The following is a 26,775-nucleotide window of genomic DNA, read 5'->3' as shown; positions in this document are numbered from 1 at the left end:
AGACTAGCCGGCCAGATAAAAGCGCAGCAGGCGGCCTAACTCATCAGCATTGACCGGCTTGGCGAGGTGGGCGTTAACCCCGGCCACCTCGGCGCGCTGTTTTTCTTCGGCAAATACGGAAGCGGAAACGGCAATAATCGGCATCCTGAAACCGTTTATGCGTATGGCCCGGGTGGCGTCAAAGCCATCCATCAGTGGCATTTGCAGATCCATCAGGATGGCGTCGAACGTCTGTGTCCAGCAGGCGTCAAGTGCTTCCTGGCCGTTATTGACCAGGGTCACCTCAGCGTCAAAACGGGTCAGGATGCGCTTGATCAGCTTCTGGTTGATCCTGTTATCTTCGGCCACCAGAATCCGACTGCCTTCAAGCGATATATTGTCTGTTTCCAGCGCAGCGGCGTTTTCTGGCATGTTGGCAACGCTCAAGGGCAGCGTGACCCTGAAGCGTGTGCCCTTACCCGGCTCGCTGTCCACCGACAGCTGGCCGCCCATCAATTCGGTCAACTGGCGGCTGATCACTAGCCCAAGCCCGGTGCCGCCATAGCGCCGGGTGGTTGATACATCAGCCTGGGTAAAGGCATTGAACAGGTTGGCAAGCTGGTCTTCGGACATACCGATACCGGTGTCAGTCACATCAATACATAGCTGGCACTGCCGGTTTGTATCGCATTCACCGCTCAGTTCAACGCTGACCGTTCCGCGAGTGGTGAACTTGATGGCATTGCTGACCAGATTGGTCATGACCTGCTTTAGGCGCAAGGCATCACCGTAGGCGGCCTCCGGTAAGCGGGGGTCACTGCGCAACACAAAGGCCAGGCCCTTTTCATCGGCATGACGTGAAAACAGCGCTCGCTGCTGGGCAAGCAGATCTTCCAGGCGGAAAGGCTGATTTTCCATTTCCAGTTTGCCGGATTCGATCTTGGAAAAGTCGAGCACATCGTTGATGATGCCCAGCAGCAACTGCGAGGACGACTGAATATTATCCAGGCATTCTCGCTGTGAGGCGTTTAATGAAGATTGGCTGAGCAGATCACCAAAGCCGATGATGGCATTGAGTGGGGTACGGATTTCATGGCTCATATTGGCCACAAACAGGCTTTTGGCCTGGCTGGCCTGTTCCGCTTTGTCCTGACGCTGTTTTCGATGGGTAATATCGGTGGCGACGCCTACCAGCCGCCGCTTTTCGCGTGGCAGATTTAGCTGCAAGGGAATCTTGGTGGTCTGGAACCAGCGCTGCTGGCCGGTACTGTCGGTTACCGGCTCTTCAGGAATAAACTTGATTTTTCCGCTGCTCAACACTTCCTGGTCGTCAAGCAAAAAGGCTTTGACTTCTTCCGGGCGCGGTGAAAAGTCAACGTCGGTCTTACCGATGATTGCCTCAGGTGAAGCGCCAAAAACGGAGGCCAGCGTCTGGTTGACCATGCTGAAGTGGCCATGCCAATCCTTGACAAAAATCGGCGTTGGCAAGGCATCAATCACGTCCTGCAGGAACTCGCGGTCTTCATCGGCCTGGTTTTCCAGCGCCAGCCGCTCGGTGGCATCAACGCCGGAGGCGAAGACCCTGCCATCACGGGCGCGGGCCTGCCACTCCAATGAGTGATAACGGCCATCTGCCGCGCGAAAACGGTGAACAAAGTTGATAACGGTGGCGCCTTCCGCCATGCGGGTAAAGGCTTCAGCTGTCTGAGGGGTATCGTCAGGGTGGAGGTAATCAAAGGCATGTTGGCCCACCAGGCTAGCGGGATCATGGCCGAGAAGTTCATAAAAGGCCTGATTAACCCGCAAGATGCGCCCGTCGAGATCGGTAATGGCCATCAGGGAAAGCGATACTGCAAAAAACGCCTCCAAGTCGCTATGTAGAGCAGCTCTGTCATTTTTGCCTTCAGGGAGCCCTTCAACGTGCCTATCGCTCATTAACTACCGCCTAATTGTAAACTCTCCATTAATAGTATCGTGCCTGTTAAAGGGAAAGTGTCAATCTTTGTCATACCCTTTCAAGCTAACAATTGATTTGTTGATTCAACTTTTTCAGAAAATCGTCGGCTGTCAGCGGCTTTGCATAGCGGTAACCCTGTGCATAGCGGTAATCATGCTGCTGGAGAAAACGTTCCTGAGCGCCTGTTTCGATTCCTTCGCCGACCGTTTCCAGGTTCAAGGATGTGGCCAGGCTGGATAAGCTGGCCACAACGGCGGCACCTGGCCCGTCGGGGCTGTCAGAGACAAATGCCCGATCAACTTTCAGGATGTTAAAGGGAAGATGGATCAGACGGCTTAATGACGAATGCCCTGTGCCAAAATCATCCAGGGCGAGCTTGAAGCCGCAGCTGGAAAGCTCATTGAGAAGGTGCGCGACCTGATCAAATTGCTCTATTAGCCCGCTTTCGGTGATTTCCAGCTTTATCTGGGCGGGCGTCAGGCCAGCCTTCAAGGTAATGGTTTCGAGCTGGGAAACCAGAGTAGGGTCCTGTAGTTGCCTGGGTGATACGTTGAGCGACATCCACAGATCCTGGCCACAGACGTCATTCCAGTAGTTGAGTGTCTGGCAGGCATTTTCAAATACCCATGATCCCATTTGGCCAATCAGGCCCAGTTCTTCCGCCAAGGGCACAAAGATGTCCGGCCCACTGGCTGGCTCTCCCGACTGCGGCCACCTGACCAGTGCCTCCGCGCCTACAATCTTATTGTTGGCATGCAGATCCACAATCGGCTGAAAAACAACTGCCAGCTGCTGATCCTCAATGGCTTTGCGCAAACGAGATTCGATGGCCACAGCATGTTTATATTCTTCTCTAAGTTCTGGATCACTCCAGCACATCGAGCTGACGCTGCTGTCTTTCTGAGCCTGCACAGCAGCACTCTCTGCCCTTTCCAGAACAGAGTATCCGCTTGTGTCGCTGCTAAGGGAGTATGCCAGGCCCAGGTGGGCCAGAAGGTAAAAGTTTTCCCCGTCATTAACGAAAGGCGGTTGGAACGCCTCCAGCAGCTTTTGAGCCTGCTCCTCGGCCCAGGTGGTAATCAGGTTTCTGGCGCGCTTTTCCGTTGAAGCGACAGACACCCTGGAGACCAGAAAACTGATATCCGTGCTTCTTGCCAAAAGATCCTCAGGTTGAATTGCCATCTGAATTCGCCTGGCGGCCTGTTGCAACAATTGATTAGTGAACACGGTTCCATAGGCATGACGAATGCGTTCGAGGCCTTGTAAGCGAATCTCGATCATTCCAGCAATGCTCTCAGACCCACCATGATGATTGAATTTCTCATTTAAATGTGCTAGGACGCCCCGGTTGTTAACCAGGCCAGTAATACCATCCTCCTCGCTCGCCTGGATAAAACGTCTTTGGGCACTTATGTGGCTCTCTCGAAGCTCCATGGTGCGAATCACGATATCGGCCAGGTAGCGATACAGACTGATGTCGCGGTCAGAAAAGGATTCAAAGAGATTGGCGCGTGAATCCAGCAGACAAAGAGTGCCAATCACCTGATTATCTTTGGTGATCAAGGGCATACCGGCGTAAAAACGCAACCCTGATGGCCCAGTGACGAAATGACTGCTGCGGAAATCAGGGTCCTGCTGCAAGTCTGGTATGAGAACCATGGCTTTTTGCGCCACGGTGCGCTCACAGAAGGTTTTACCCACAGGAGTATCCGGCGCACGAGTGCCATTCGACGACGCCTTTACCCATTGACGATGGTCATCCACCAGATGAATGGTGGCCAGCTGCACCCCAAAAAGGGAGGCTGTCAAATGGGTGATAGTGTCAAAAACCTTTTCACTGCGTGTATCTATAATATTGAGCCTATAAAGCGCTTCAAGGCGGGCCGGGTCGTTGAGGTAGTCGAAGTCAGTCTTCAGTAGTGGGTTGGACATCATCTTTGTCTGCCCTGTCGGTCATTAGAATATTTGCCTGACAATGTACCTGCAGCTTGGTCGTCCTAGAATAAACCTTATCAAAAATTTACATTTATCCGCCTCAACAAGCAACAACCCGACGAACCAGTACCTCACGACCAGGCATTTGGTAAGCGAAAACTCAACCAGCGAAGGTCAGAAAGCATAAGGTATCTACAAGCCTTTCAAGATACACGCGCCCAAGTGGCGATATCACAAGCATTGAGGCTGTAAAAAAACGCCGCCTACCTTTATCAGGTAGGCGGCGTTTTGGGTAACCCCTTATGCTAGTCACAGTTTCTGATTGATCTGCCAATCATTGTTGGTCAGCGCCACGCCGCCTTGGGCGGTGACCCGCACGGTATCACTGATGCCGATCCCCCACTGGCCGGGCAGGCGCAGGCAGATGGGCAGATGGAACACCATGTTTTCCTCGAAGACTCGCTGTTGGCCACGGGCAATATAGCCGGTGCCTTCCACCCAGCTGGGCGGGAACTGGGCACCCACCGCATAACCAAACACCCCGGAGAAAAACAGCCGTTGCGCATGAGGTGCCAACACGGCTTCAGCGGCTTTGGCGGCATCATCAAAGGTGTTGCCGGGGCGCATGGTGCTGATCAGCGCCTCATAAATGCCTCGGCAGGTATCTCGCACTGCCTGCATTTCAGTGCTGGCCCGACCCGCCACAGCAGTGCGCATCATGGGCGCGGTGTAGCGTTGGTAAGCGGAACCGAATTCCAGAAACACCGGGTCGCCTGGGGCAATCGGGGTGCGCTTGTGGTTGACGTGAATCACACTGATCCGCCGCCCGCTGGTGACAATCGGCTGCAGGCTCATGAATTCGCTGCCTTCGGCAATCAGGGCGCGGGCGCCTTCGGCGGCGATATCATTATCGGTCATGCCCGGGGCAATGATGGCTTCTGCCGCCGCCAGGCCCGCAGCGGTAATCCGGGCGCTTTCACGCAGGCAATCCAGCTCAAGCTCACGCTTGACCAGCCGCTGGCCGTCAAGAATGTTGCCGCCGTCCGGGTGGAAACGCTCGCTGCCCAGGCGTTCCTGTAATGGCTGGATAACACCAAAACGCAGGCCCGCGCTGAATGCATCCAGCCCGATGGCGTGACACGGCGCCAGCAGGTCGGCCAGCGGAGCGATCACCTCATCAATGCCTTCCCAGCGATAGCCAAGAATCTCATCCACGGTGGCAGTGACCACGGCCGGGCCGGTTTCTATTGAGGGCACCTGTAAGGTGACGCGTTCAGCGGTGACCACCAGGGCGGTATGCACCGAGACTTCAAAGGTGTGATAACCGGTCAGGTAAAAAATATCTGCCGGGTCGGTGAGCAGCAGGGCATCACGGCCAGCTGCCTGCATCAGGCTGCGGGTACGTGCCAGGCGGGCGGCAAATTCTGCGCGCGGGAAGGGCAGCTCAGCGCCTTGCAGTTCGGCGGCAAGGGCGTGGCGGTAAGCGTGGTAATCCATGGGGCCTCCAGGGCAAAAAACAGTCAACCTTGCCGAGTCTAGACTTAAAGGCTGCAAGCCGCCTGCCCCGTTGCGACACGGGTGTTAACGGCGGCTTTCAACGCTTTTCATCTTCCCCCAGCTGAGCCATCAGATAGTGGTACATGGCGTCAGCGGCGGGGGAAAGGCTCTGCCCTGAACGGCGCAACAGGCCCATCTGACGTTCAAGGTGGGGAGTAGCCAGGGGGATAAAGCACAGCCGCTTGTGCTCTTCCTGAAAGGCCAGCCGGGGCAGCGTGGTGACGCCGATACCGGCTTCCAGCATGGCGGTGAGCGAGATCATATTGGAAATATACAGGCTGCTATGGGTGAGAAGCTCTGCCGCCGGTGAGCCTTCCAGCAAGCGCGAGGTGCCATTGCGAATCAGCGTATAGGGCTTGAGGGCCCGCCAGTGCAACGCCTTCTGCTGCGCCAACGGGTGGTCGTCGCGACAGACCACGCCAACATCATCGTGCAGCAGGGCTTCAAAGCTCAGCGCCTCGTCGGGCAGCCATAGGCTGGTGATGCCGAGTTCGACTTCACCCTTGAGCACCATTTCGTTGACCCGTTCGGAATGGCCGTCCTGGAGGCTGATATCAATCCCTGGGTAGCGTTGCAGAAACCCGGCCAGCAGCGCGGGCATCAGGCGGCTGGCCACCGAAGGCACGGCGGCAATATCTACCCGGCCGTGCTGCTGGCGGGCAATCGCCAGGGCATCCCGGCAGACGCGGTCATGGTGGGCCACCAGCTCGCGAAAGCGCGGCACGCACCAGTGGCCGAAAGGGGTCAGCAGGGCCTTACCGCCGCCTTTCTCAAACAGCGGCTGGCCAAGCCGCTCTTCCAGGTCGCGCACGGCCATGGAAATGGCCGGCTGGCTGCGGTGCAGCTGACGGGCGGCGGCATGAAAACCACCGGCATCAAGAATCGCCAGCACATAGCGCATGGGCGCCAGTTTCAGGTCGGGGAGCATGGTCTGTTATCAACCGTTTAAGGTGGTAAGTTTTGCTGATCATTTTATCTGTATTATTGATTATCCTTATCTTCACGTCTTCTTTAGCATGACGTCAAACGCTTGTTATTCACCCTGCTGAAGGAAATCTTTATGTCATCCCCGCACGCGCTTTATATCAACGGTCAATGGGTCGACGGTACAAGCCACATTACCAATGCCAACCCCTCTGATCTGACGGATGTGATCGGTGATTATGCCCAGGCCAGTGCCGTTCAGGTAAAAGAAGCCATTGATGCTGCGCGCCTTGGGCAGCGGGAGTGGGCCAAAACCGGGCTAGAGCAGCGCTACGGCGTGCTGATGGCGATTGGCGATGAGCTGATGGCACGCAAGGAAGAGCTTGGGCGCCTGCTGTCGCGTGAGGAAGGCAAGCCGCTGGCAGAAGGTATGGGCGAAGTCGCCCGCTCGGCGCAGTTCTTCCACTACTATGCCGCCGAAGTGCTGCGCCAGCTGGATGAGCGGGTCGATTCCGTGCGCCCTGGTGTGGAAGTCGAGACCCGCCGTGAACCGGTGGGCATTGTGGGGATTATCAGCCCCTGGAACTTCCCCATGGCAACGGCGGTATGGAAGATTGCCCCGGCGCTGGCGTTCGGTAACGCCGTGATCTTCAAACCCGCCAATCTGGTGCCCGCCAGCGCCTGGGCGCTGACCGAGATCATCAGCCGTCAGGCGCTACCGGCAGGTACCTTCAACCTGCTGATGGGCAGCGGCGGCAGCGTCGGTGAAGCGCTGATCACCAGCCCCGCCATCAATGCGCTGACCTTTACCGGCTCGCTGGAAGTCGGCCGCCGCGTCGCCGCTGCCACCGCCGGCAATCTGGTCAAGTGCCAGCTGGAAATGGGCTCCAAGAACGCCTTGATTGTGGCCGAGGATGCCGATCTGGATCTGGCCGTGGAAGCCGCCTTCAACGGCGCCTATTCCGGCACCGGGCAGAAATGTACCGCCTCGTCGCGTCTGATTGTCCACACGGCGGTTCACGATGCGTTTGTCGACAAGCTCAGCGCGCGTTTGGCGAAAGCCAAGGTCGGCCCAGCGCTGGAAGACGGCGTACAGATTGGCCCGGTGGCCGATGCCCGTCAGCTTGAATCCAACCTGAACTGGATCGAGCGCGCCCAGGCCGAGGGTGCCAAACTGGCCTTCGGCGGTGAGCGGGTTGAGTGTGCCAGCGACGGTTACTTCATGGCGCCGACCCTGTTTGTGGATACCACCAATGAGATGGCGATTAACCGTGAAGAAGTCTTCGGCCCGATTGCCTGTGTGATCAAGGTGGCGGATATGGACGAGGCGATTGCCACCCTGAATGACACTAACTTCGGCCTGACCGCAGGCATTATTACCGATTCCCTGGCCCTGGCCACCCGTTTCAAGGCACAAGCCGAGACCGGCTGCGTGATGGTCAACCTGCCGACGGCGGGAACGGACTACCACGTGCCCTTCGGTGGGCGTAAGGATTCAAGCTTTGGTCCGCGTGAACAGGGGCGCTATGCGCGTGAGTTCTACACCGTGGTCAAGACCTGCTACGTCAAGGCGTAAGGAGTCGCGCATGTCCAGACAGATGCTGACCGTGGATGGGTTGCAGTACTCCAACTGGTCCCGGGAAATTTTTGAACAGATGCGCGAGGGCGGTGTGGATGCCGTCCACGCCACTCTGGTCTACCACGAAACCCTGCGCGAGACCCTGACCCGCATCGGCGAATGGAATCGCCGTTTTGAAGCCCACGGCGACCTGATCATGCCCGTTCATGCGCCGGGGGATATCGAGCGCGCCCGTGAGGCGGGCAAAGTGGGTATCTTTTTTGGCGCCCAGAACTGCTCGCCAATCGAAGATGATATCGACATGGTGGCGGTGCTGCGTCAGCTGGGGCTTTTGATCATGCAGCTCACCTATAACAACCAGAGCCTGCTGGCCTGCGGTTGTTATGAAAGCGAAGACAGCGGCATTACCCGCTTTGGCCGCCAGGTGATCCGCGAGATGAACCGGGTCGGCATGGTGATCGATATGTCGCACAGTAGCGAGCGTTCGACCCTTGACGCCATCGAGATTTCCGAGCGGCCGGTGATTATCTCCCACGCCAATCCGAGCTTCTTCCATGACGCCAAGCGCAACAAGTCTGACAAGGTGCTCAAGGCGATTGCCGAGAACGACGGCCTGCTGGGCTTTTCGGCCTATCCGTTCCACCTGAAGAACGGCCCGGACTGCACCCTGGAAGATTACTGCGACATGATTGCCCGCACCGTTGACCTGATGGGTATCGAGCATGTCGGCCTGGGAACCGACCTGTGCCAGAACCAGCCAACCTCGGTGCTGGAATGGATGCGCAACGGGCGCTGGTCAAAAGAGATGGATTACGGCGAAGGCAGCGCTAATAACGCGGGCTGGCCCAAGCCGCTGGCCTGGCTACGCGATAGCCGCGACTTCCCCAACCTGATTGAAGCCCTGCGCGCTAAAGGCTTCGCTGAGCAAGATGTCGCCCGCATTATGGGGCGCAACTGGGTCGAATTGCTGGAGCGCACGACGACCCCAATGAGGTGAGTTGACACTTCAGGAGGCACTGGCTGGCTGCAGTGCCTCGCCCATCACACAACAGTCACAACGACTAATACCCACAACAATCAATAATGAGGTTTAAACATGGACTCTTCCTCCCATCAGCCCCCCAACAAGGACGATGCCTCCGGGCTTGGCAAGTTCGGCGACCCGATCGTACTCGCCCTGAGTGGCGGCTTCGTGATTCTTTTTGTACTGCTTTCTCTGGTTAATATCGAGGGGGTGGCCAGCGTCATTTCCACCGGGTTCGCCTGGACGGCGGCAGTGCTTGGCTCCTACTTTCAGCTGTTTCTGTTGCTGACGTTCTTTATTGCCATTGGGCTTGCCATTTCCCCGGCGGCCAGCGCCAAGATTGGTGGGCTGAACAAGCCAGAGTTGAGCACCTTCAAATGGCTCTCCATCATCATGTGTACCCTGCTGGCCGGGGGTGGCGTGTTCTTTGCTGCCGGTGAGCCGGTGTATCACTTTGTGGTGACGCCGCCTGCCTTTGATAGCGAAGCCGGCACGGTGGAAGCGATTGCCAGCGCGCTGGCGCAGTCATTTATGCACTGGGGCTTTCTGGCCTGGGCGGTGCTGGGTTCACTGACCGCGATTGTGTTGGCCTACTGGCACTACGACCGTGGCCTGCCGCTGCAGCCGCGCACCCTGCTGACCCCGGTACTGGGTGAGCGTTTGATGCGTGGTTGGCTGGGCGGTGTGGTCGATGCCTGCTGTGTGATTGCCGTCGTGGCGGGCACCGTGGGCCCGATCGGCTTTCTGGCCACTCAGGTCAGCTTTGGCCTGCATGAGCTGTTTGGTATCAGTGAAGGCTATATCACTCAGTTGATCATTCTGATTGGCCTGGGGGCGGTTTACGTGACCTCGGCGGCCACCGGTATTCATAAAGGCATTCAGATCCTCAGCCGTTTTAATGTCTTTCTGGCGCTAGCGATTGCGGCGGTGATCTTCGTCTTCGGCCCAACGCTGTTTTTCACCAATGCCTACCTGCAAGGGTTTGGCCAGTACATTACTTCGTTCTTCGCCATGGCCACCGTGACCTCGGAAACCGCGCCGGGCTGGTGGATGCAGTGGTGGACGGTGTTCTTCTTTGCCTGGTTTATCGGTTACGGCCCGCTGATGGCGATTTTCGTAGCGCGTATTTCCCGTGGTCGTACCATTCGCGAGATGATTCTGGCCGTTGCCGTGATGGCACCGATTGCCACCACCGTATGGTTTACCCTGCTTGGCGGGTCCGGCATCTACTATCAGATGAGCGGCGCGATTGATCTGGCAGAAGCCCTGAATAATTTCCAGTTTGATGTCGCAACCCTGACCGTGGCTCAGGCGCTACCGGGTGGCACCTTCATGGCGCTGGCGGTTTTGATGCTGACCACCATCTTCGTGGCGACCACTGGTGACTCCATGAGCTACGCGATTGCCGTGGTGTGTACCGGCCATGATGAGCCGCATACGGCCGTGCGTATCTTCTGGGGTATCACCATGGCGCTGATGGCGGCCATTCTGCTTTACATGGGGTCCGGGCAGATTGGTGTGCTGCAGCAGTTTATCGTGATTACGGCCATTCCTGTCTCGCTGGTGTTGTTGCCGTCGCTGTGGTTAGGGCCAAAAGCGGCTTATGCCATGGCGCGCGAACAGGGGCTGACAACGCGTAAGAAGGTCATCGTTCATGAATAACCGCGATTGGGGGCTGGCGCCGCTGGCCCCTCTTAACCTGCGCTGTGCCGATGATGTTATGCAGCTTGAGCGTCTGGGGAGCCTGCATGCCTGCCGCTTGAGTTTTGTGCGTACTCTGATGCGCCAGATGGGGCGCCAGCGCTGGCAGGTCAGCCGCGAGCGCTTTGATCTGGATGAAAACGGTTATGGCACTGCCATCTACCGCTTGCAGACGCCCTACGGGCGCTACCACGGGGTGATGTTTGCCCAGGCGCTGGACGACTCACGCCGCTCCGACCGAGTGATTGCGGAGGCCTGGGACGTTACCTTTGGCCTGGTGGAAGGTGATGTGGATGAGAGCCTGCTGGAGCAGATGGCGGCCAATGTGCCGCTGCAGGAGGCTGGCCGCCAGCACCCCAGAGTGCTGGTGCTTTCCCGCGCCAATAAAAGCCTGCGCAACTTTGCTCACTTTGTGGAAGCGTTGGCCAAAGGGGAGCAGCCTGACCCCCAGTGGTTGACCCGAGTTGGCTACCTGTATCGCACTACTGCGGTTTACGGCAACGGCAAATTCGGCATTGCCGATTTTGCTCGCCTGTATGAAAACCCGGATTTTCGGCGGCCTTTTTCGCCGCAGATGGCCGGTGTCTATCTGCTGCGCCATTTTTCGATTGAGCAGGTCGAACATCTGGCCCGCAGCCAGGCGCCGGAAAGCGCCTGCGCATTGGCCACCGAGCTGCGCCGCTATCTGGGCATTGGCAACTCCACCGGGCTGGGGATGGCCCCGTTTCTGATCAATCATCCTCAGCTGATTGCCCAGTGGGTCAACCAGCGCGAAACCGCCCTGGCGCTTGCTCAGCGCCAGGCGCCCAGCGAGGAAGATCGCCAGCGGATGATAGCGCTGACCCGGCGCGCCCTGCAGCATCTGACGGAAACCGTGACCGAAGATGCTGAGCAGACCGAGCGCAATGCTGAGACAGTCGCCAGCCTGCCGGATGTACTCGCCTGGCTGGAAAGTGCACCCCTGGAAGATGACCTCTGGGCGCAGCTGACAGCCTGGAGTGAGCGCACGCTGTCACTTGAGGCCCAGGAGCTGATCAATACCCTGTTGATTGAGCTATATCCTGAGCTGGTAGACCCTTTGGAAGAGCAGATGGGGGTAACCGAAAACCTGGATCTTCAACCGGATATGCCGCTGATTCGCCTGCGTCAGCTGATCGAGACCCATTACAGCTGGGCGCTGGCGCATGACTACCAAAGCCGCGAAGGCAGCTACTGGTTCTGGTACCGCTCAGTGGAAAAGGAAGAGCCACGGCTAGGGGTGCGTCATGAAGAATCCGGCGCCGAGAAGGAAATGCTGATTGCCATGGGGCCAAGGGTCGCCCATAGCCATGAGGCCATCTGCGAATTTCTTGAAGGCAACCCCAAGGCGAAGGTGGTGGATTTTCTGCTCGCCAAGCCGCGCCACAAGGAAATCATCCGCCGGGTACAGACCCTGGTAAAGGATACCTACGGCGATATCCACGCCAATCTGTGGCACCAGGATATGAAACCCATGCACCTGCTGCGCACCAAACTTGCGTTTTTCGGGGCCAGCCGCTTTGACCCGAAATCTGACCGCTGGGTGCGCATTACACTGTTCCAGGGCGCACCGCTGGTGGAAGAACTCAACGCCGAGCCGCAGGATCTCAGCCACTTTGATGACTGGAGCTTTCCGCTGCAGCCAACGCTTGAAAACGGTGTCGTTGGCGCGGCCGGGCTATCGCCCCATGCCAGCGCAGTAGTGCCTTCCGTTCATCCTTCTGCGCGTGGAGAAACATCATGAAAGTCTCCTTCAACGAGCTACAGGGGTTGTGCCGCAAAGCCTTCACCGGGATTGGTTTTGAAGATGGCGATGCCGCCGATGCTGCTGACATGGTGGCCTGGATGCAGTGCCATGGCTTCAACGCGATTGACCAGCTTAACCGCGGGCTGGATTTCCTGCTTGAAGAAGACCCGGAATCCCTGCCCAAAGTCATCTATCAGGATGACGACCTGGCGGTACTCGACGGCCATGGCCAGAGCGTGCTGCGCAGTATCAGCCTGGCTACCGAGCTGGGCTTTGCCAAGGCCCGAGCGCGGGGGCTTTCAGTGGTCAAGATCCGCCGCTGCCACAACCGCCAGCTGATCATGGGCTATCTTTCCCGCCTGGCCGGGCGAGGCATCAATATCACGGCTTTCTGGCGCAATGCCCAGGTGCCGCTGACCGAGCAGGTCGTAGGTTTTCGGGCCGGTCATCCGACGCCTGAAGTACGCATCTATTCGGTGCGCGATGTGCCGGAAGAAAACGAACCCAACGACGGCATTACCCTGGTGATGGCCAACCACGTTGAGCTACTGCCTTCCCTGGGCGCAGACCACGATCTTGACCTGCTGGCGCGCCATTCAGAATCCGACCTGATGGCCTGTCGCGAGCGCTCGCTGCAGGAAGGCATCGACGTAGATGATGCTATATGGTCACGCCTGAAGGCGCTGGCGCATCGTATTCTGGTCGAGTCTTCAGACGCCTCCCGAGGCGGCGCCGGAGCAGGTGTCAACGACAACGACTGAGGCACATGCTGGGTGTGACAATCTCACGCATCGTGATTAATGGCATAAGGTTATATGTTAAAGTTCTTTCAGCAATAATGATGCGTTCCAACTGTACCGATTATTGGCGCTCAACACCGTCATTCCCGAGTGTACTACCACTGCACCTTCATTCCCGAATACGACAACCACCGCACCGTCATTCCCGAATACAATAACCACCGCACCGTCATTCCCGAATGGGGTTATCGGGAATCCAGTTTGACCTTGCCTGATGATGCCGGCATGTTTGCATCACCATGGATTCCCGCCAAGAGCACGCGGGAATGACGGGCGTGGGACAGCACGCGAGAATGACGAGTGAAACCTAGCTCTTGGGCATATATGGCTGAGGAAGTCGATGGCCGTGCTGATGAGACTGGCTATGTTAATCTGAAGGCAACACCAAGGCTGCGCCAAGCAGGGGATTACCATATGGAACGCTTCTTTAATAACGCTGGCCCGACTAAGCCAAGTAAGCACTACCACATTGACCCGCTTAGCCGCGTAGACTGGGAGGATATTAAGCATCTGATTGATCAGGAGCGCTATTTTGTTCTTCATGCCCCGCGCCAGACGGGTAAGACCACCACGCTGTTGGCGATGATGCAGGCGCTTAACGAACAGGGGGATTACGCCTGCGCTTACGCCAATATCGAAGGGGCGCAGGCAGCGCGCGGGGATGAGACGCAAGGGATTCCCGCTGTGTGTAGCGCCATCGTGCGTTCTATTCGGCTTTACCTTGGTGAGACGTCGTTGGAAGTGTGGCTTACCGCCCAACGGGGAAGCAGTCCGCAGGATCTTCTCACCCGTTTGCTGGAGGCGTGGGTGGCATTGATGGATAGACCCACGGTGCTGTTTCTGGATGAAGTGGATGCGTTGGTGGGGGATACCCTTATCTCGTTGTTGCGCCAGATCCGTGCTGGCTATGCCCAGCGCCCGGCGGCGTTCCCACAGTCGATTATCCTGTGTGGCGTCCGCGATGTACGCGACTACCGCCTTCATCAGGAAGGCGCCGAGGTGATTACCGGTGGTAGCGCTTTCAATATTAAGGCTGAATCCCTGCGTATGGGCAGTTTTATGTATGAAGAATGCGAGCAGCTTTGGTGCCAGCATACGGAAGCCACCGGGCAGCCTTTCGATTCCCGTATCTTCCCTGAACTGTGGGAGGATACCCGTGGCCAGCCGTGGCTGGTCAATGCCTTGGGCTACGAGCTGACGTGGCGTTTCAAGCCCGCCCGGGAACGCTCTCGTCTATTGACACTGGAAGATTACCGCAGCGCGCGCGAAAAGCTGATTCAATCTCGCGCCACCCACCTGGACCAATTGACCGATAAACTGCGCGAGCCGCGGGTACAGCGGGTGATGAGTGCGCTGCTCTCCAGTGAGGAGAGTCTGGATATCCAGAATATCGCGCCGGACGATCAGCAGTATGTGGAAGACTTGGGCTTGATCGAGACCACGCCGTCGCTACGCATCAGCAACCGGATCTATCGTGAAGTGATTCCGCGAGATCTCACCTGGATCATGCAGACGCGCATCCCCAACCAGGAGCAGGTGTGGTATTTAACCCCTGAGCACCGGCTAGATATCCCAAAACTACTGGCCGGGTTTCAGCAGTTTTTCCGTGAACACGCCGAGAGCTGGCTGGAGCGCTTTCAGTATAAGGAGGCCGGGCCGCAGCTGTTGATGCAGGCGTTTTTGCAGCGAATCATCAATGGCGGCGGGCGTATCAGCCGTGAATATGGCCTGGGGCGCAAGCGCACGGATCTGTTTATCGAGTGGCCGCTGGATGAGACCCAAGGCTTTACCGGCCCGGTGCAGCGTGTGGTGATTGAGCTTAAACTCCAGCATCAAAGCCGCGAGGCAGTGCTGGCCAAGGGGCTGGAGCAGACCGCCGACTACGCCGATCGTGTGGGGGCAGATGAAGCGCATCTGGTGATCTTCAACCGCGATGAACAGGTGCCGTGGGACGATAAGATCTGGCAGAGCGAAGCGCACTGCCATGGCTGGCGAATCGGTACCTGGGGGGCGTAGCCAGGTTCAACACAGATTCCCGCTAAAGGCATGCGGGAATGACGGGTGTGGGGGGCTGTCATTCCCGGATCAATCTCTGCGCTGAACTGTCATTCCCGGATCAACCCCTGCACTGAACCAGCCTGCGGGAGGGTCGCTTTGTTCGCTAGTGGGCAGCGCCCTTCCACCATAAACAACACTCATAAAAAACCGGCCTGGCAGAGAAGTCTCTGCCAGGCCGGTGTCGTTAACCTACCCTGCGTCTAGCCGAGGCTCAGCGCTCCACGCCGATGGCGAACTCGTCGCCGGCGTCGAGCAGCCAGCGGTAGGTGTAGTCGGCGAAGCTGCGGCGGACGACCAGCTCCCAGCGGGTGTCGCTGGGGCGGCGCAGGATCACGGTGGCCTTGGCGAACACCGTGGTCACGCCCTTGCCGACCTTGAAGTGCGATGGGTGAACGTCGTAGATGACGCTTTTCATCAGTACCTCGGTGGCGCCTTCGCCTTCCAGCTCTAGCAGGGTCTGGCCGCCGCTGACGTCGCTGATGGCGTAGTGGGCATCGGCGAGCTCGTGGCGCAGGGCGGTTTCAAGCTCGAAGGCTTCGCCGTCGGGCACGATGACCAGCCATTCATCCGGGGATAGCCACTGCACCGAGCGCTGGCCGGACTCATCAATGGTAAGGCCTTGGGGCTCGCCGGGCAGGTTGATGCCCAGCACCTTGCGCACGGCTTCATCAAGGACGATGGCGCCGCCGCGCAGGATCAGATGCCCCTGCAGCGGGCGTTCGCGCAGCACCACGCGGCTTTGCGGGGTGACGGCAGGCGCACCGCTGTGCGCAAAGCTGTAGGCCATGGGGGTGGCGACCGGCAGGTCGGCCTCGGCACGGGTATCGAAAGTCGCGACCTTAGACATGCTGGCGCTCTCCCTTGGGGTCATAGAAAATCGGGCTGACAATTTCAGCTTCGTGAACCGTGCCATCGACGGTAGGCAGGAAGACGCTCTCGCCCATCCGCTGATGGCCATCCTTGACGACGGCCAGCGCAAAGCCGCTCTTGAGGGTCGGGCTGTAGTAGCTGGACGTCACGTGACCGACCATCGGCATCGGGATGGCATGGTTGGGATCACGAACGATCTGGTCGCCTTCTCCCAACACCACGCTGGGGTCCTTGGGCTTGAGGCCGACAAACTGCTTGCGGTCACGGCGCGCCGTATCCGAACGGGTCAGCGCACGCTTGCCGATCCAGGAGAACGGCTTGTCGTAGCCGACGCACCACTGCATACCGAGATCTTCCGGGGTCACCGAGGCATCGGTGTCCTGGCCGACGATGATGAAGCCCTTTTCGGCGCGCAGCACGTGCATGGTTTCGGTGCCGTAGGGGGTCAGGCCGTACTTCTCACCGTGCTCAAACAGGGTTTTCCAGACGTGTTCGGCGTAGTTGGCTTGAACGTTGATTTCAAAGCTCAGCTCACCGGTGAACGAGATCCGGAAAATACGCGCCGGAACGCCGGCCACCTTACCGGAACGCCATTCCATAAACTTGAAGGCATCGCGGTCGAGGTCGATATCGGTCAGTTCGCTAACCAGCTTGCGGGCTTCAGGCCCGGTCACCGTCATGGTCGCCCAGTGATCGGTAACTGAGGTGAAGTAGACATCCAGCTCCGGCCATTCGGTCTGATGCCATAGCTCCAGCCACTCCAGTACCGCCGCGGCGCCGCCGGTGGTGGTGGTCATCAGGAAGTGGTTTTCACCCAGGCAGCTGGTGACACCGTCATCGGTGACCATGCCGTCGTCCTTGCACATCAGGCCATAGCGGCATTTGCCGACCGGCAGCTGGGCCCACTTGTTGGTGTAAACCCGGCCGATAAATTCGCGCGCATCGGGGCCCTGGATATCAATCTTGCCCAGGGTCGAGGCGTCAAGAATACCGACCTTTTCACGCACCGCCAGGCATTCACGCTGGACGGCCTCGTGCATGCTTTCCAGCTTGCCATTCACTTTCTGTGGATAGTACCAGGGGCGCATCCACTGGCCGACTTCCTCGAATTCAGCGCCGCGTGCCACGTGCCAGTCGTGCATGGCGGTGTAACGCTCAGGGTCAAACAGGCTGCCGCAATGACGGCCGACAATGGCGCCAAAGGTGACCGGGGTGTAGTTGGGCCGGAAAACGGTGGTGCCGACCTCGGGAATCGGGCGCTTCAGGCAGCGCGCAGCAATCGCCATGCCGTTGATATTACCCAGCTTGCCCTGATCGGTCCCAAAACCCAGCGCGGTGTAGCGCTTGACGTGCTCAATCGACTCGAAACCTTCGCGAGTGGCAATCTCGATGGCAGAAGCGGTGACGTCATTTTGCAGGTCAACGAACTGCTTGGGTGCCTTGAGGGTGTCCTTTTCATGGGGCACCTGGAAAAGTGCCACCGCCTTGCCAATGCGCGGCTCATCAGTTGTCGGCAGGGTGATCGGCTCAGGGCTCATGCCAAGGGCAGCTACAGCGCGGGCGGCAACGTCGACAGCCTCAGAGAACAGCGAGCCAAGGGCATAGTTGGCATTGGCGCCGCCGCAGGCATGCACGCCTTCCACCAGGCCGGGCACAAAGCTGATCAGGTCATCGCGCCAGGTCGGGCGGGCACCAGTGTGTGAGGCCAGGTGAATGACCGGGCTGAAACCACCGCTGGTGGCGATGGTGTCACAGGCCAGCTCTTCCACCGCGCCGCTGACACAGAAACGCTGCAGGTCGACCTTGGCAATCCGCGCGCCGCTGACCCGGTTGCTGCCCTTGGCTTCGATCACAGCACTGCCGGTGATGATGCGGATACCCAGTTCGCGGGCTTTTTCAACCAGGTCACCGTCCGGGGTGTCACGCACGTCGGCAATGGCGGCGACTGCATGGCCGGCCTGCTTCCAGGCAATAGCAGCACGGTAACCCTCGTCGTTGGCGGTGGAGACCACCAGCGTCTTGCCCGGCACCACGGCATAGCGATGAATGTAGGCGGTCACGGCGCTAGCCACCATGTTGCCGGGAACATCGTTACTGGCGTACACCAGCGGCCGCTCATGAGCACCAGTGGCAAGCACCACCTGACCGGCCCGCACGCGGTGCATGCGCGAGCGCACCTGACGACGGCCGTTGACGTTTGGCGCGGTATCGGCCAGGTGCTCGGTGCGCCGCTCGTGCAAGGTCACGAAGTGGTGATCGTGGTAGCCGTTGGCGGTGGTGCGCGGCAGCAGGGTCACGTGTGGCATGCCGGCTAGCTCTTCGACCACGCGTGCCACCCACTGCTCGGCAGGCTCGCCATCCAGAGTATAGGGCGCATCGAGCAGCGAGCCACCCAGCGCTTCCTGCTCGTCAGCGACAATGACCCGAGCACCACTGCGGGCAGCCAATAGCGCGGTTGCCAGGCCCGCTGGGCCAGCGCCCACCACCAGGATGTCGCAATGCTGGTGAAGATGATCGTAAATGTCGGCATCCGGCTCCATCGGGCTGCGGCCCAGGCCGGCGGCCTTGCGGATGTATTTTTCATAGGTCATCCACATCGAGGCCGGGGCCATGAAGGTCTTGTAATAGAACCCTGGCGGCATGAACTTGCCGCCGAGCTTACCAATCATGCCCATCATATCGAGCTGGACGTTCGGCCAGCCGTTGGTGCTGGCCGCGCTCAGGCCTGCATAGAGGGCCTGCTGGGTGGCCCGCACGTTAGGCACCTGGGCCGCTTCGCTCGCGCCCAGCTGGACAACCGCGTTGGGCTCGGCGGCCCCAGTGGTGACAATGCCGCGCGGACGCGAGTACTTGAAGCTGCGGTTGACGATATCAACGCCATTGGCCAGTAGCGCCGAGGCCAGGGTATCACCGGCATAGCCCTGGTAAGCCTTGCCATTAAAGGTGAAGTTCAGGGAACGGGAGCGGTCAATCTGCCCGCCTGCCTTGAGCCGGCGACCGGCAGTATCCTGATGCTGGCTCATGCGCGGACTCCTTCTTTCTGAACGCTTTCCGGGGTGGCGGTGGTGGCTGCAACGCTCTCGGCGGTCACCGAGGGCTTTTCGCCCATCTTGTAGGTTTCCAGAATCTTGTAGCTCACCGTGTGGCGGGTCACGTTGAAGAACTTGCGGCAACCAACGGCATGCACCCACATTTCATGGTGAACACCGCGCGGGTTATCGCGGAAGAACAGGTAATCGCCCCACTCTTCGTCGCTGCAGGCCTCAGGATCCTTGGGGCGTTCAATGTGCGCCTGGCCCTTGGGGTGAAACTCTTCTTCTTCGCGATATTCGCAGCAATACGGGCAATAAATAATGAACATGACGAAAACTCCTCAGTGCGCGACGCCGGCCGCGCCGTGTTCATCGATGAGCGCACCGCTGTGGAAGCGGTCGATGGAGAAAGGCGCTGCAATCGGATGCATCTCGCCCTTGGCAAGGCTGGCGGCAAACACATGGCCCGAACCGGGCGTGGCCTTGAAGCCGCCGGTGCCCCAACCGCAGTTGAAGTAGAGGCCTTTGACCGGCGTCTTCGACAGAATCGGGCAGGCATCCGGGCAGGTATCTACCACACCGCCCCACTGACGGTTCATGCGCACCCGCGAGAAGATCGGGAACATTTCCACAATGGCTTGCAGGGTGTGCTCCACCGTCGGGTAGCTACCGCGCTGGCCGTAGCCGTTGTAGCCGTCGATACCGGCACCGATGACCAGATCGCCCTTGTCCGACTGGCTGACATAGCCGTGCACATGGTTGGACATGACCACGGTATCCAGCACCGGCTTGATCGGCTCGGAGACCAGCGCCTGCAGCGGATGGGATTCCAGCGGCAGTCTGAAGCCCGCCATTCCTGCCAGCACCCCGGAGTTGCCGGCCGCTACGCAGCCCACCGTCTTGGCTTCGATATCGCCGCGGTTGGTGTGCACGCCGTAGATCTGGCCGTCACGGATCTTGAAGCCGATGACTTCTGTCTGCTGCAGGATGTCTACGCCTAGCGCGTCGGCGCCCCGAGCATAGCCCCAGGCCACGGCATCATGGCGGGCCACCCCGGCACGCGGCTGCCAGGAGGCCCCCAGCACCGGGTAACGGGCATTCTTGGAGCAATCCATGATGGGGACGATTTTCTGCACCCCGGCGGTATCGAGCACTTCACTGTCGATGCCGTTGAGGCGGTTGGCGTTGACCCGGCGCTGAATGTCGCGCATATCCTGCAGGGTATGTCCCAGGTTCATGACCCCGCGCTGGGAGAACATGACGTTATAGTTCAAATCCTGGGACAGCCCTTCCCAGAGCTTCATGGCATGTTCATAAAGGAAGGCCGATTCGTCCCACAGGTAGTTGGAACGCACGATGGTGGTGTTGCGCGCAGTATTGCCGCCGCCCAACCAGCCTTTCTCGATCACCGCGACATTGGTGATACCGAATTCCTTGGCCAGATAGTAGGCAGTGGCTAGCCCATGGCCGCCGCCGCCGACAATAATGACGTCGTAGGCCGGTTTGGGAGTAGGGTTGCGCCACTGGCGCTGCCAGTTTTCGTGATGGCTGAGCGCATGCTTGACCAGCCCGAAGCCAGAATAGCGTTGCATGGAAGGCTCCTGAATGCGTCAGGCTTTCTGCGGGCGGTGTACGCCACCCCGACAGCCCTACGTCATTATTGTTGGTGAGTAATAGGGATTTCTGTAGTATTTGATTAAAGGCGATTACGCGCGCCACGAATTGAACGAATGCGACAAAACGCATGAACATTTCAAATATTAACGACCCTGGAGCAAAACAGCTCCCAGCCGCAAGCCACCGCTAAAGCGCTGGCTGGCCGTCAACATGCAGAAAGAAAGGGTCGACCTGATGGCCATTGGGCAGCGTTGCGTTTTTGCGCAGCTCTGAAGGGGAAGCGCCAAAACAGGCGCGAAACTGGCGCGAAAAGTGTGCGGTATCGGCAAACCCACAGCGGGCGCCAATATCAGTGACGCTCTTGCCGGTATAATTCAACAACCACAGGCCGTAACGCAGGCGCAGCTCACGGGCGAACTGCTGAGGGCTGACGTCCAGCGTCGCCTTGAAACGGCGTTCCAGATTGCGCCGCGAGGTACCTACCCGCTCGGCCAGGGCATCCATGCTGATCACCTGGCCAAGATGCTGCTCAAGCACCAGGATGGCGCGCCTGACGATGCGGTCTTCCACCCGCCCAAATACCACCGGCTGGGGCTGAGGCGACGCGCCCTGCCGGGCTTCATCCAGCAGCATGATATGCAGGCTTTTCATCGCCCAGGCCTTGCCGATATGCCGCTCGATCAGAAACGCTGCCAGGTCGGCGGCGGCGGCCCCACCGGCGCAGGTGATACGATCACCGTCATCAATGAACAGCCGATCCGCCACTGGCTCAGCGGTGGGAAAGCGTTTGGCCATTTCATGATAGTGATACCAGCTGACGCAGCAGCGTCGCCCTTTCATCAGCCCGGCCTGAATCAGCGCAAACACGCCGGTACATAGCCCCACCAGCGGAATGCCTGCATGATCGACTTCACGCAGGTAGGCGCTGGTCGCCGCTTCAAGGGCGGTTTTGTCTTCCTGCACGCCACCAATCACCACCAGGTAATCAAAACGGGAAGGCGGCTGAAACGGCTGACACGCCGAAATCACCGCGCCGCAGCTGGAGGCTACCGGTTCGCCGTGGGGCGTCATAAATACCCATTGAGCGCGCAGCGGGCGGCTGCGATCACCTTCATCGGCCGCCAGGCGCAGGCAATCCACAAAGGCCGCAAACGGCAAGAGAGTAAAACGATGCAGCAACACGATACCTACCGAAAGGGAAGGTGCATTATTCGCCGCTACGCTCATTGAATCACCATGTTTGGCTCACTCCTGAAAACGCTAAAAACGCGATGCCTTGAACGGGGTCAGGTCAACATCCGTAGCCTTGCCCGCCAGCAGGTCAGCCACCAGCTTCCCGGTGGTTGCCCCCACCGTCAAGCCTAACTGGCCGTGGCCAAAGGCCATCGCCACGTTTTCAAGAGCGGGGGAACGGTCAATCACCGGCTTGGTATCCGGCAGAAAAGGCCGCCAACCGGCGCCAAACTCCATTCCATCGGTGTTGAGCCCAGGCAATATGCCCTTGGCTTTTTCAAGTATCATCTCGGCGCGCTTGAAATTGGGCTCAGCGTGTTCACTGGCAAATTCTATCGTGCCGCCAATCTGCAGGCCACGCTCCATAGGAATGATGCCGAAGCCGCCATCGGCATAAAAGCTGGCATGGGTCAGTTCCACATCCGGCGTGGGTAGTACCACCTGATACCCGCCCACCTTGATCAGCGGCACCTTGACGCCCAGAGTGTCAAAAAATGCCTTGCTGCCATTTCCGGCGGCCACCACAACCTGTTCCGCGGGATGCTGGTCACCGTTTTCCAGGATCACGCCCACTGCGCGGCTGCCCTGGGTGTTGATCATCGAGACACTGCCCTTTACAAGCGTTCCGCCCTGCTCAACAAAGCTGTTGGCCAGCTCGACAATAAAGGTTTCGGTATCACACACGGTGCGCCAGTCTTCCAGCAGCAAGCCGTGTGAAAAGCGCCCGGCCAGCGCCGGTTCTTTTTCGGCAATCTGCTCGGCATTGAGCACCTCGGAGGCAAACCCCAGCGAGCGGCGTAGCTCAACGTACGTCTGCTCATGGGCCAGCCCGGCGGCGGTATCAAAAAGCTCCAGGGTCGGATGCTGGCCAATCAGGTCATCGCGGCGGCAGTTTTCCAGCAGCGGGGCGTAATCCTGAAAGGCGCGGCTTGTCAGGCTGGCCAACTCATGGGCAATGGTGTTGATTCTGGACGGGCGGGCATGGGTGACAAAACGCAGCATCCAGGGCAGCAAGCCCGGCAACGCAGCGGGCCGCAGGGCCAGAGGACCTTTCTGGTCGAGCAACCAACCGGGCACTTTCTTGATGATATCCGGCTTGGACTGGGGAATAATTTCACTGACCGCAATCTGCCCGCAGCTCCACTTGGCCGTGCTATCACCTGGCTTGGCAGGCTCTATCAGGGTCACGGCATGGCCGTCTTTTTGCAGATAAAGGGCACAGCATATGCCAACAATTCCACCCCCAATGACAACCGTTGGACGGCTCAGACTCATGACGTCTCTCCCACCGTTATTGATCTAAAAACGTTGATCTCAAAAACGAACACCCCGCCTGCTAAAAGGGCGGGGTGTTCGCGATCCAGTCTAACGCTGTTTCAGGTGTTGGCTATCAGCCGTCTCTAAGCGTTTGAACCAGATGCTGATGTTGCATTGCTCACAGCCGCATCGGCAGCAGCGCCTAAGGCATCAGAAGAAGCAACATGCTCGTCTTGCTCTTTCCATTTCGTGCGTTCTTCATCCGTCGCCTTGGGCGAGAACAGCCCCGTCTGAGCGTAGAAGATACCAATCAGCGGCGACAACCAGCAGGCAAAGGCCAATGGAATGTATAGCAGGTTTTCGACGTTGCCTTCACCAATCCCCAGACCCAACACACTGATAACGAAGGCACCGCCCGCGTTCCAGGGAATCAGCGGCGACATCAGGGTTCCGCCTTCCTCGATACCACGCGACAGGTTCAGGGTCGAGTAGCCCAGACCACGGTAGGTCGGTGCATACATACGGCCCGGCAGCGCAACAGAGAGGTAGGGGTCGCCTGCGACCAGGTTGGTCGCGAAAGAAGTGGCAATCGCCGATGTCTGGACGCCTTTGAAGGAACGCACCTTAGCCATGATCGCCTTGATAATGGTTTCCAGGCAGCCGGTTTTTTCCAGCGCGCCGCCAAAACCCAGTGCAATCAGGATCAGGGAAATGGTCCACATCATTGATTGGATACCCCCGCGGTTGAGCAGGCTATCCATCTCGTCAACGCCGGTTTCAATCGAGTAACCGTAGTTGGCATAGGTCACAATATCGTGCAAGCCAACGCCCTGCGTCACCATTGCGGTAAATGCACCGGCAAGCACACCGGCAAACAGGGAAGGAATCGGCGGCATTTTCATGACCGCCAGAATGATAACCAGCAATGCCGGCAACAGTAGCCAGGGCGAGATCGTGAAGTTTTCGTTCAACGACATGGTGATTGCTTCAATACGATCAAAAGAAGCGGCCTGATCATCGATCATGGTGAAGCCCACCACCAGATAGATCACCAGTGCAATCAGCATGGCTGGAATGGTGGTTGGCATCATGTTCTTGATATGCGAGAAGACGTCATTACCGGTGACGGCTGATGCCAGGTTGGTGGTGTCGGAGAGCGGGGAGATCTTGTCGCCGAAGAAAGCACCGGAAACCACTGCACCGGCTGTCCAGTAGATCGGGATATCAAAGCCAGCACCAATACCCACCAGCGCCAGGCCGACAGTACCGACTGTACCCCAAGAGGTACCCAGAGACACCGATACGACCGAACAGATCAGCATGGCGGCGGCCAGGAAGAAGGCCGGTGACAGCATCAAGAGGCCATAATAGATCAGGCTGGGAACGGTACCACTGGCGATCCAGACACCAATGATCATGCCGACCAGAATCAACACCGATACCGACGGTAACGAGACGTTGATAACGTGGAAGGCGCCATCTTCAATCCGCTTCCAGCGGAAGCCAAGCTTGATACCTACCACAGAAGTGATGGCCAGGCCGATAGCCAATGGGATATGCGGAGTGAAGTCGCCAAAATAGAAAATCTGGGTGCCGATAGCGATCAGCGTCAGTATGACAGGCGTCAGGGCAAGCCCGAGACCGGGTTTTTGACGAACCTTTTCTGGTTTCTCTTCCATCTTGTAAACCTCATTATTATTGAACGTGTGATGGTTTTGTATCAACGCAATCTATCAGCTGATGTATTCAGGATACTGGCCACAGAAGCGCTTTTCAGGGGGCAAGCTGTTTCAACCTATGGCTCATTCCAGCTAATGATTTACGACGCCTGCAGTAACAACATTACTCTTGGCGCTGATTTTTTACATCCCCATTTTTAAAGAATACGAGGGTCGAACAGCATTTACGTGTCTATTCCACGGGTTTTTATGTTGAATTCAGGGAAATGAAATATAGAGCAGACATACAAAGCCATTTAGACCTTGGTCTTTATTCGACCTTGGTATTAGCTTCGCGATGCTTTATAATGCGCTGCAACAAGCCCCTTTTTTGGGCTTCTTGCAGGAGACCTTTTATGACTCCCAACACATCAACCGCCGCGCATCTGCAACGCAGCCTGCGTCAGTGCCTTGCGACAGCGGCTGAACTGCTTTACCACCACGGTCACGTACTCGAAAGTATTACCCTGCCCCATCGCGGCATTGAGCGCCGAGACCTGGCCGCTATCAGCAAGCAGGCGCCTGAATGGGCTACCTGCCAGAAAGTGCTGATCAACAGCGAAGCCGCCATTTATAATGAATACGGCCGCTTTGTGCTCACTTCCATGGGCCGTGAACTAATGTTCGACATGTTTGGTGAAGGTGCCGCAGACTGCGCCTGACAAGGCTGCCTTCAGACAGATAGCGCGAAATTAGAGATCAGAACGCCACCGCAGTTGTGCCAAGCATCATAACGGCGTACCGATATCTCGACATTATAGTGGTGGCCTGAGTTCTCGCGGGCGAGCATATCATCACGCTCCCTTAACTACAGCACCATCATTTCCGACATTACCCCACACCGTCATTCCCGAGTGGGGTTATCGGGAATCCATTTTGACCTTTCCCGCCAGTGCCCGCGACTTCAACCCAACATCTCCTTGGTATGCTTACGCTGTTGCTCGCCTCACTCAAAATATTCATTTATGCTAAAGTTTGGATATTGAGATAGGAGTACCCATGGCCAGGGAGGACTACCGGCCCAATCTGCGCTATTTGCTGCTGGACGAAGGGGCGATTGTCGATGCGCCGGGCTGGTCGGACGAAATGCGCAATATCGTAGCGGCGGTGTTTCGCATTGAAAAACACCGTGACGAAAAAGACGTGTCAGACGCCATGGGGCATCTGGCAGAGTGGTTAAGCGGCCCCGAGCAATCCAGTTTACGTCGGGCAATTATTATCTGGTTCTATCGCGTGCTGCTGCCCAACCGTGCCCCAGGGTTGGAATTCCCCGAGGTTAACGATTTCACCAATTTGCATGAGGTACACGACATGCTGGCAGAACGAATCAAGAAGTGGCCTGAACAGTGGGAAGCGAAAGGGGAAGCGAGAGGAGAAGTAAAAGGCGAAGCCAAACTTCTGAAACTGCAGATTACTTCTAAGTATGGCGAGTGCCCTGACTGGGCGCAGAATAAGCTCAACGCGGCTAATGCCGAGCAGCTTGAGGCGTGGGGTAAGCGTATCTTCCGTGCCGAGACATTGGAAGAACTGCTGTCATGCTGATGAGTTGAAAGTGATGCCGCCTCAGCGTACTCGTCAGCACCGATGGAGAGCCTAAAGCTGCCATGACCGAATATCAGGTCAACATCGTCATTCCCGACATCACCCCATACTGTCATTCCCGAATGGGGTTATCGGGAACCCATTTTGACTTTGTCCAACGATGCCCGATTACCTGCGTCAGCATGGAATCCGCCAAGCGTATGCGGAAATGACAGGCGTGGCGATGC

General features: G+C 58.1%; 19 protein-coding genes. 8 read left to right on the top strand and 11 right to left on the bottom strand.

The window, feature by feature from the left end:
- Positions 1–3: 3 nt before the first annotated feature.
- The 4 genes from OR573_15075 to OR573_15060 form a co-directional block, all read right to left on the bottom strand.
- Positions 4–1,914, bottom strand: coding sequence for an ATP-binding protein (locus OR573_15075; GenBank protein ID XGA79780.1), 1,911 nt, complete (start codon positions 1,912–1,914; stop codon positions 4–6).
- 85 nt (positions 1,915–1,999) lie between these two features.
- Positions 2,000–3,871 carry a sensor domain-containing phosphodiesterase gene (locus OR573_15070; GenBank protein XGA79779.1) on the bottom strand — a complete coding sequence of 624 codons (1,872 nt, stop codon included), beginning with the start codon at positions 3,869–3,871 and terminating at the stop codon, positions 2,000–2,002.
- A 309-nt stretch (positions 3,872–4,180) separates the two neighbouring features.
- Positions 4,181–5,368, bottom strand: a complete 1,188-nt coding sequence (locus tag OR573_15065; GenBank protein ID XGA79778.1) for a Xaa-Pro peptidase family protein — start codon at positions 5,366–5,368, stop codon at positions 4,181–4,183.
- A 97-nt stretch (positions 5,369–5,465) separates the two neighbouring features.
- Positions 5,466–6,356 (bottom strand): LysR family transcriptional regulator, encoded by an 891-nt coding sequence (locus OR573_15060; GenBank protein ID XGA79777.1) that lies wholly within the window; start codon positions 6,354–6,356, stop codon positions 5,466–5,468.
- A gap of 132 nt (positions 6,357–6,488) precedes the next feature.
- Here OR573_15060 and OR573_15055 point away from each other — a divergent pair, with 132 nt between their 5' ends.
- The 6 genes from OR573_15055 to OR573_15030 all read left to right on the top strand — a co-directional run bounded on the left by OR573_15055 (position 6,489) and on the right by OR573_15030 (position 15,237).
- On the top strand, positions 6,489–7,928 hold the full coding sequence (locus OR573_15055; protein ID XGA79776.1) for an aldehyde dehydrogenase family protein: 1,440 nt from the start codon (positions 6,489–6,491) through the stop codon (positions 7,926–7,928).
- Between the two features lie 10 nt (positions 7,929–7,938).
- On the top strand, positions 7,939–8,928 hold the full coding sequence (locus OR573_15050; GenBank protein XGA79775.1) for a dipeptidase: 990 nt from the start codon (positions 7,939–7,941) through the stop codon (positions 8,926–8,928).
- A gap of 99 nt (positions 8,929–9,027) precedes the next feature.
- Positions 9,028–10,617, top strand: coding sequence for a BCCT family transporter (locus tag OR573_15045; GenBank protein ID XGA79774.1), 1,590 nt, complete (start codon positions 9,028–9,030; stop codon positions 10,615–10,617).
- The gene (locus tag OR573_15040; protein ID XGA79773.1) at positions 10,610–12,418 is read left to right on the top strand and encodes a hypothetical protein; all 1,809 of its coding nucleotides are present in this window, start codon (positions 10,610–10,612) and stop codon (positions 12,416–12,418) included. Before OR573_15045 ends, OR573_15040 begins: the two co-directional genes overlap by 8 nt.
- The gene (locus OR573_15035; GenBank protein ID XGA79772.1) at positions 12,415–13,182 is read left to right on the top strand and encodes a DUF3726 domain-containing protein; all 768 of its coding nucleotides are present in this window, start codon (positions 12,415–12,417) and stop codon (positions 13,180–13,182) included. Before OR573_15040 ends, OR573_15035 begins: the two co-directional genes overlap by 4 nt.
- 363 nt (positions 13,183–13,545) lie before the next feature.
- Entirely contained in the window at positions 13,546–15,237 is a 1,692-nt protein-coding gene (locus tag OR573_15030; GenBank protein XGA79771.1) for an ATP-binding protein, read from the top strand.
- Positions 15,238–15,490: 253 nt separating this feature from the next.
- Here the strand turns inward: OR573_15030 and OR573_15025 are convergent, their stop codons facing one another.
- The 7 genes from OR573_15025 to nhaC form a co-directional block, all read right to left on the bottom strand.
- Positions 15,491–16,126, bottom strand: a complete 636-nt coding sequence (locus OR573_15025; GenBank protein ID XGA79770.1) for a sarcosine oxidase subunit gamma — start codon at positions 16,124–16,126, stop codon at positions 15,491–15,493.
- A complete protein-coding gene (locus OR573_15020; GenBank protein ID XGA79769.1) occupies positions 16,119–19,172 on the bottom strand; it encodes a sarcosine oxidase subunit alpha family protein in 3,054 nt (1,017 codons plus the stop codon). The genes OR573_15025 and OR573_15020 overlap by 8 nt, the downstream gene beginning before the upstream one ends.
- The gene (locus OR573_15015; GenBank protein ID XGA79768.1) at positions 19,169–19,510 is read right to left on the bottom strand and encodes a sarcosine oxidase subunit delta; all 342 of its coding nucleotides are present in this window, start codon (positions 19,508–19,510) and stop codon (positions 19,169–19,171) included. Before OR573_15015 ends, OR573_15020 begins: the two co-directional genes overlap by 4 nt.
- 12 nt (positions 19,511–19,522) lie before the next feature.
- Positions 19,523–20,773 (bottom strand): sarcosine oxidase subunit beta family protein, encoded by a 1,251-nt coding sequence (locus tag OR573_15010; protein XGA79767.1) that lies wholly within the window; start codon positions 20,771–20,773, stop codon positions 19,523–19,525.
- A gap of 211 nt (positions 20,774–20,984) precedes the next feature.
- The gene (locus tag OR573_15005; protein XGA79766.1) at positions 20,985–22,025 is read right to left on the bottom strand and encodes a GlxA family transcriptional regulator; all 1,041 of its coding nucleotides are present in this window, start codon (positions 22,023–22,025) and stop codon (positions 20,985–20,987) included.
- 33 nt (positions 22,026–22,058) lie between these two features.
- The gene (locus tag OR573_15000) at positions 22,059–23,306 is read right to left on the bottom strand and encodes an FAD-dependent oxidoreductase (GenBank protein XGA79765.1); all 1,248 of its coding nucleotides are present in this window, start codon (positions 23,304–23,306) and stop codon (positions 22,059–22,061) included.
- A gap of 125 nt (positions 23,307–23,431) precedes the next feature.
- Positions 23,432–24,967, bottom strand: coding sequence for a Na+/H+ antiporter NhaC (nhaC, locus tag OR573_14995; protein XGA79764.1), 1,536 nt, complete (start codon positions 24,965–24,967; stop codon positions 23,432–23,434).
- Between the two features lie 395 nt (positions 24,968–25,362).
- On the opposite strand from nhaC, the gene OR573_14990 reads away from it, so the two are divergent.
- Positions 25,363–25,668: a hypothetical protein gene (locus OR573_14990; GenBank protein XGA79763.1), complete on the top strand. Its 306-nt coding sequence runs from the start codon at positions 25,363–25,365 to the stop codon at positions 25,666–25,668.
- A 337-nt stretch (positions 25,669–26,005) separates the two neighbouring features.
- Positions 26,006–26,548: a hypothetical protein gene (locus OR573_14985; GenBank protein XGA79762.1), complete on the top strand. Its 543-nt coding sequence runs from the start codon at positions 26,006–26,008 to the stop codon at positions 26,546–26,548.
- Positions 26,549–26,775: the final 227 nt, after the last annotated feature.

Origin of the sequence: Halomonas sp. CH40 (genome assembly GCA_041875495.1) — a bacterium.
Taxonomy (GTDB): Bacteria; Pseudomonadota; Gammaproteobacteria; order Pseudomonadales; family Halomonadaceae; genus Vreelandella.
The sequence above is the reverse complement of the archived record's forward strand: the minus strand, read 5'-3'. Positions and strand labels throughout refer to the sequence as shown.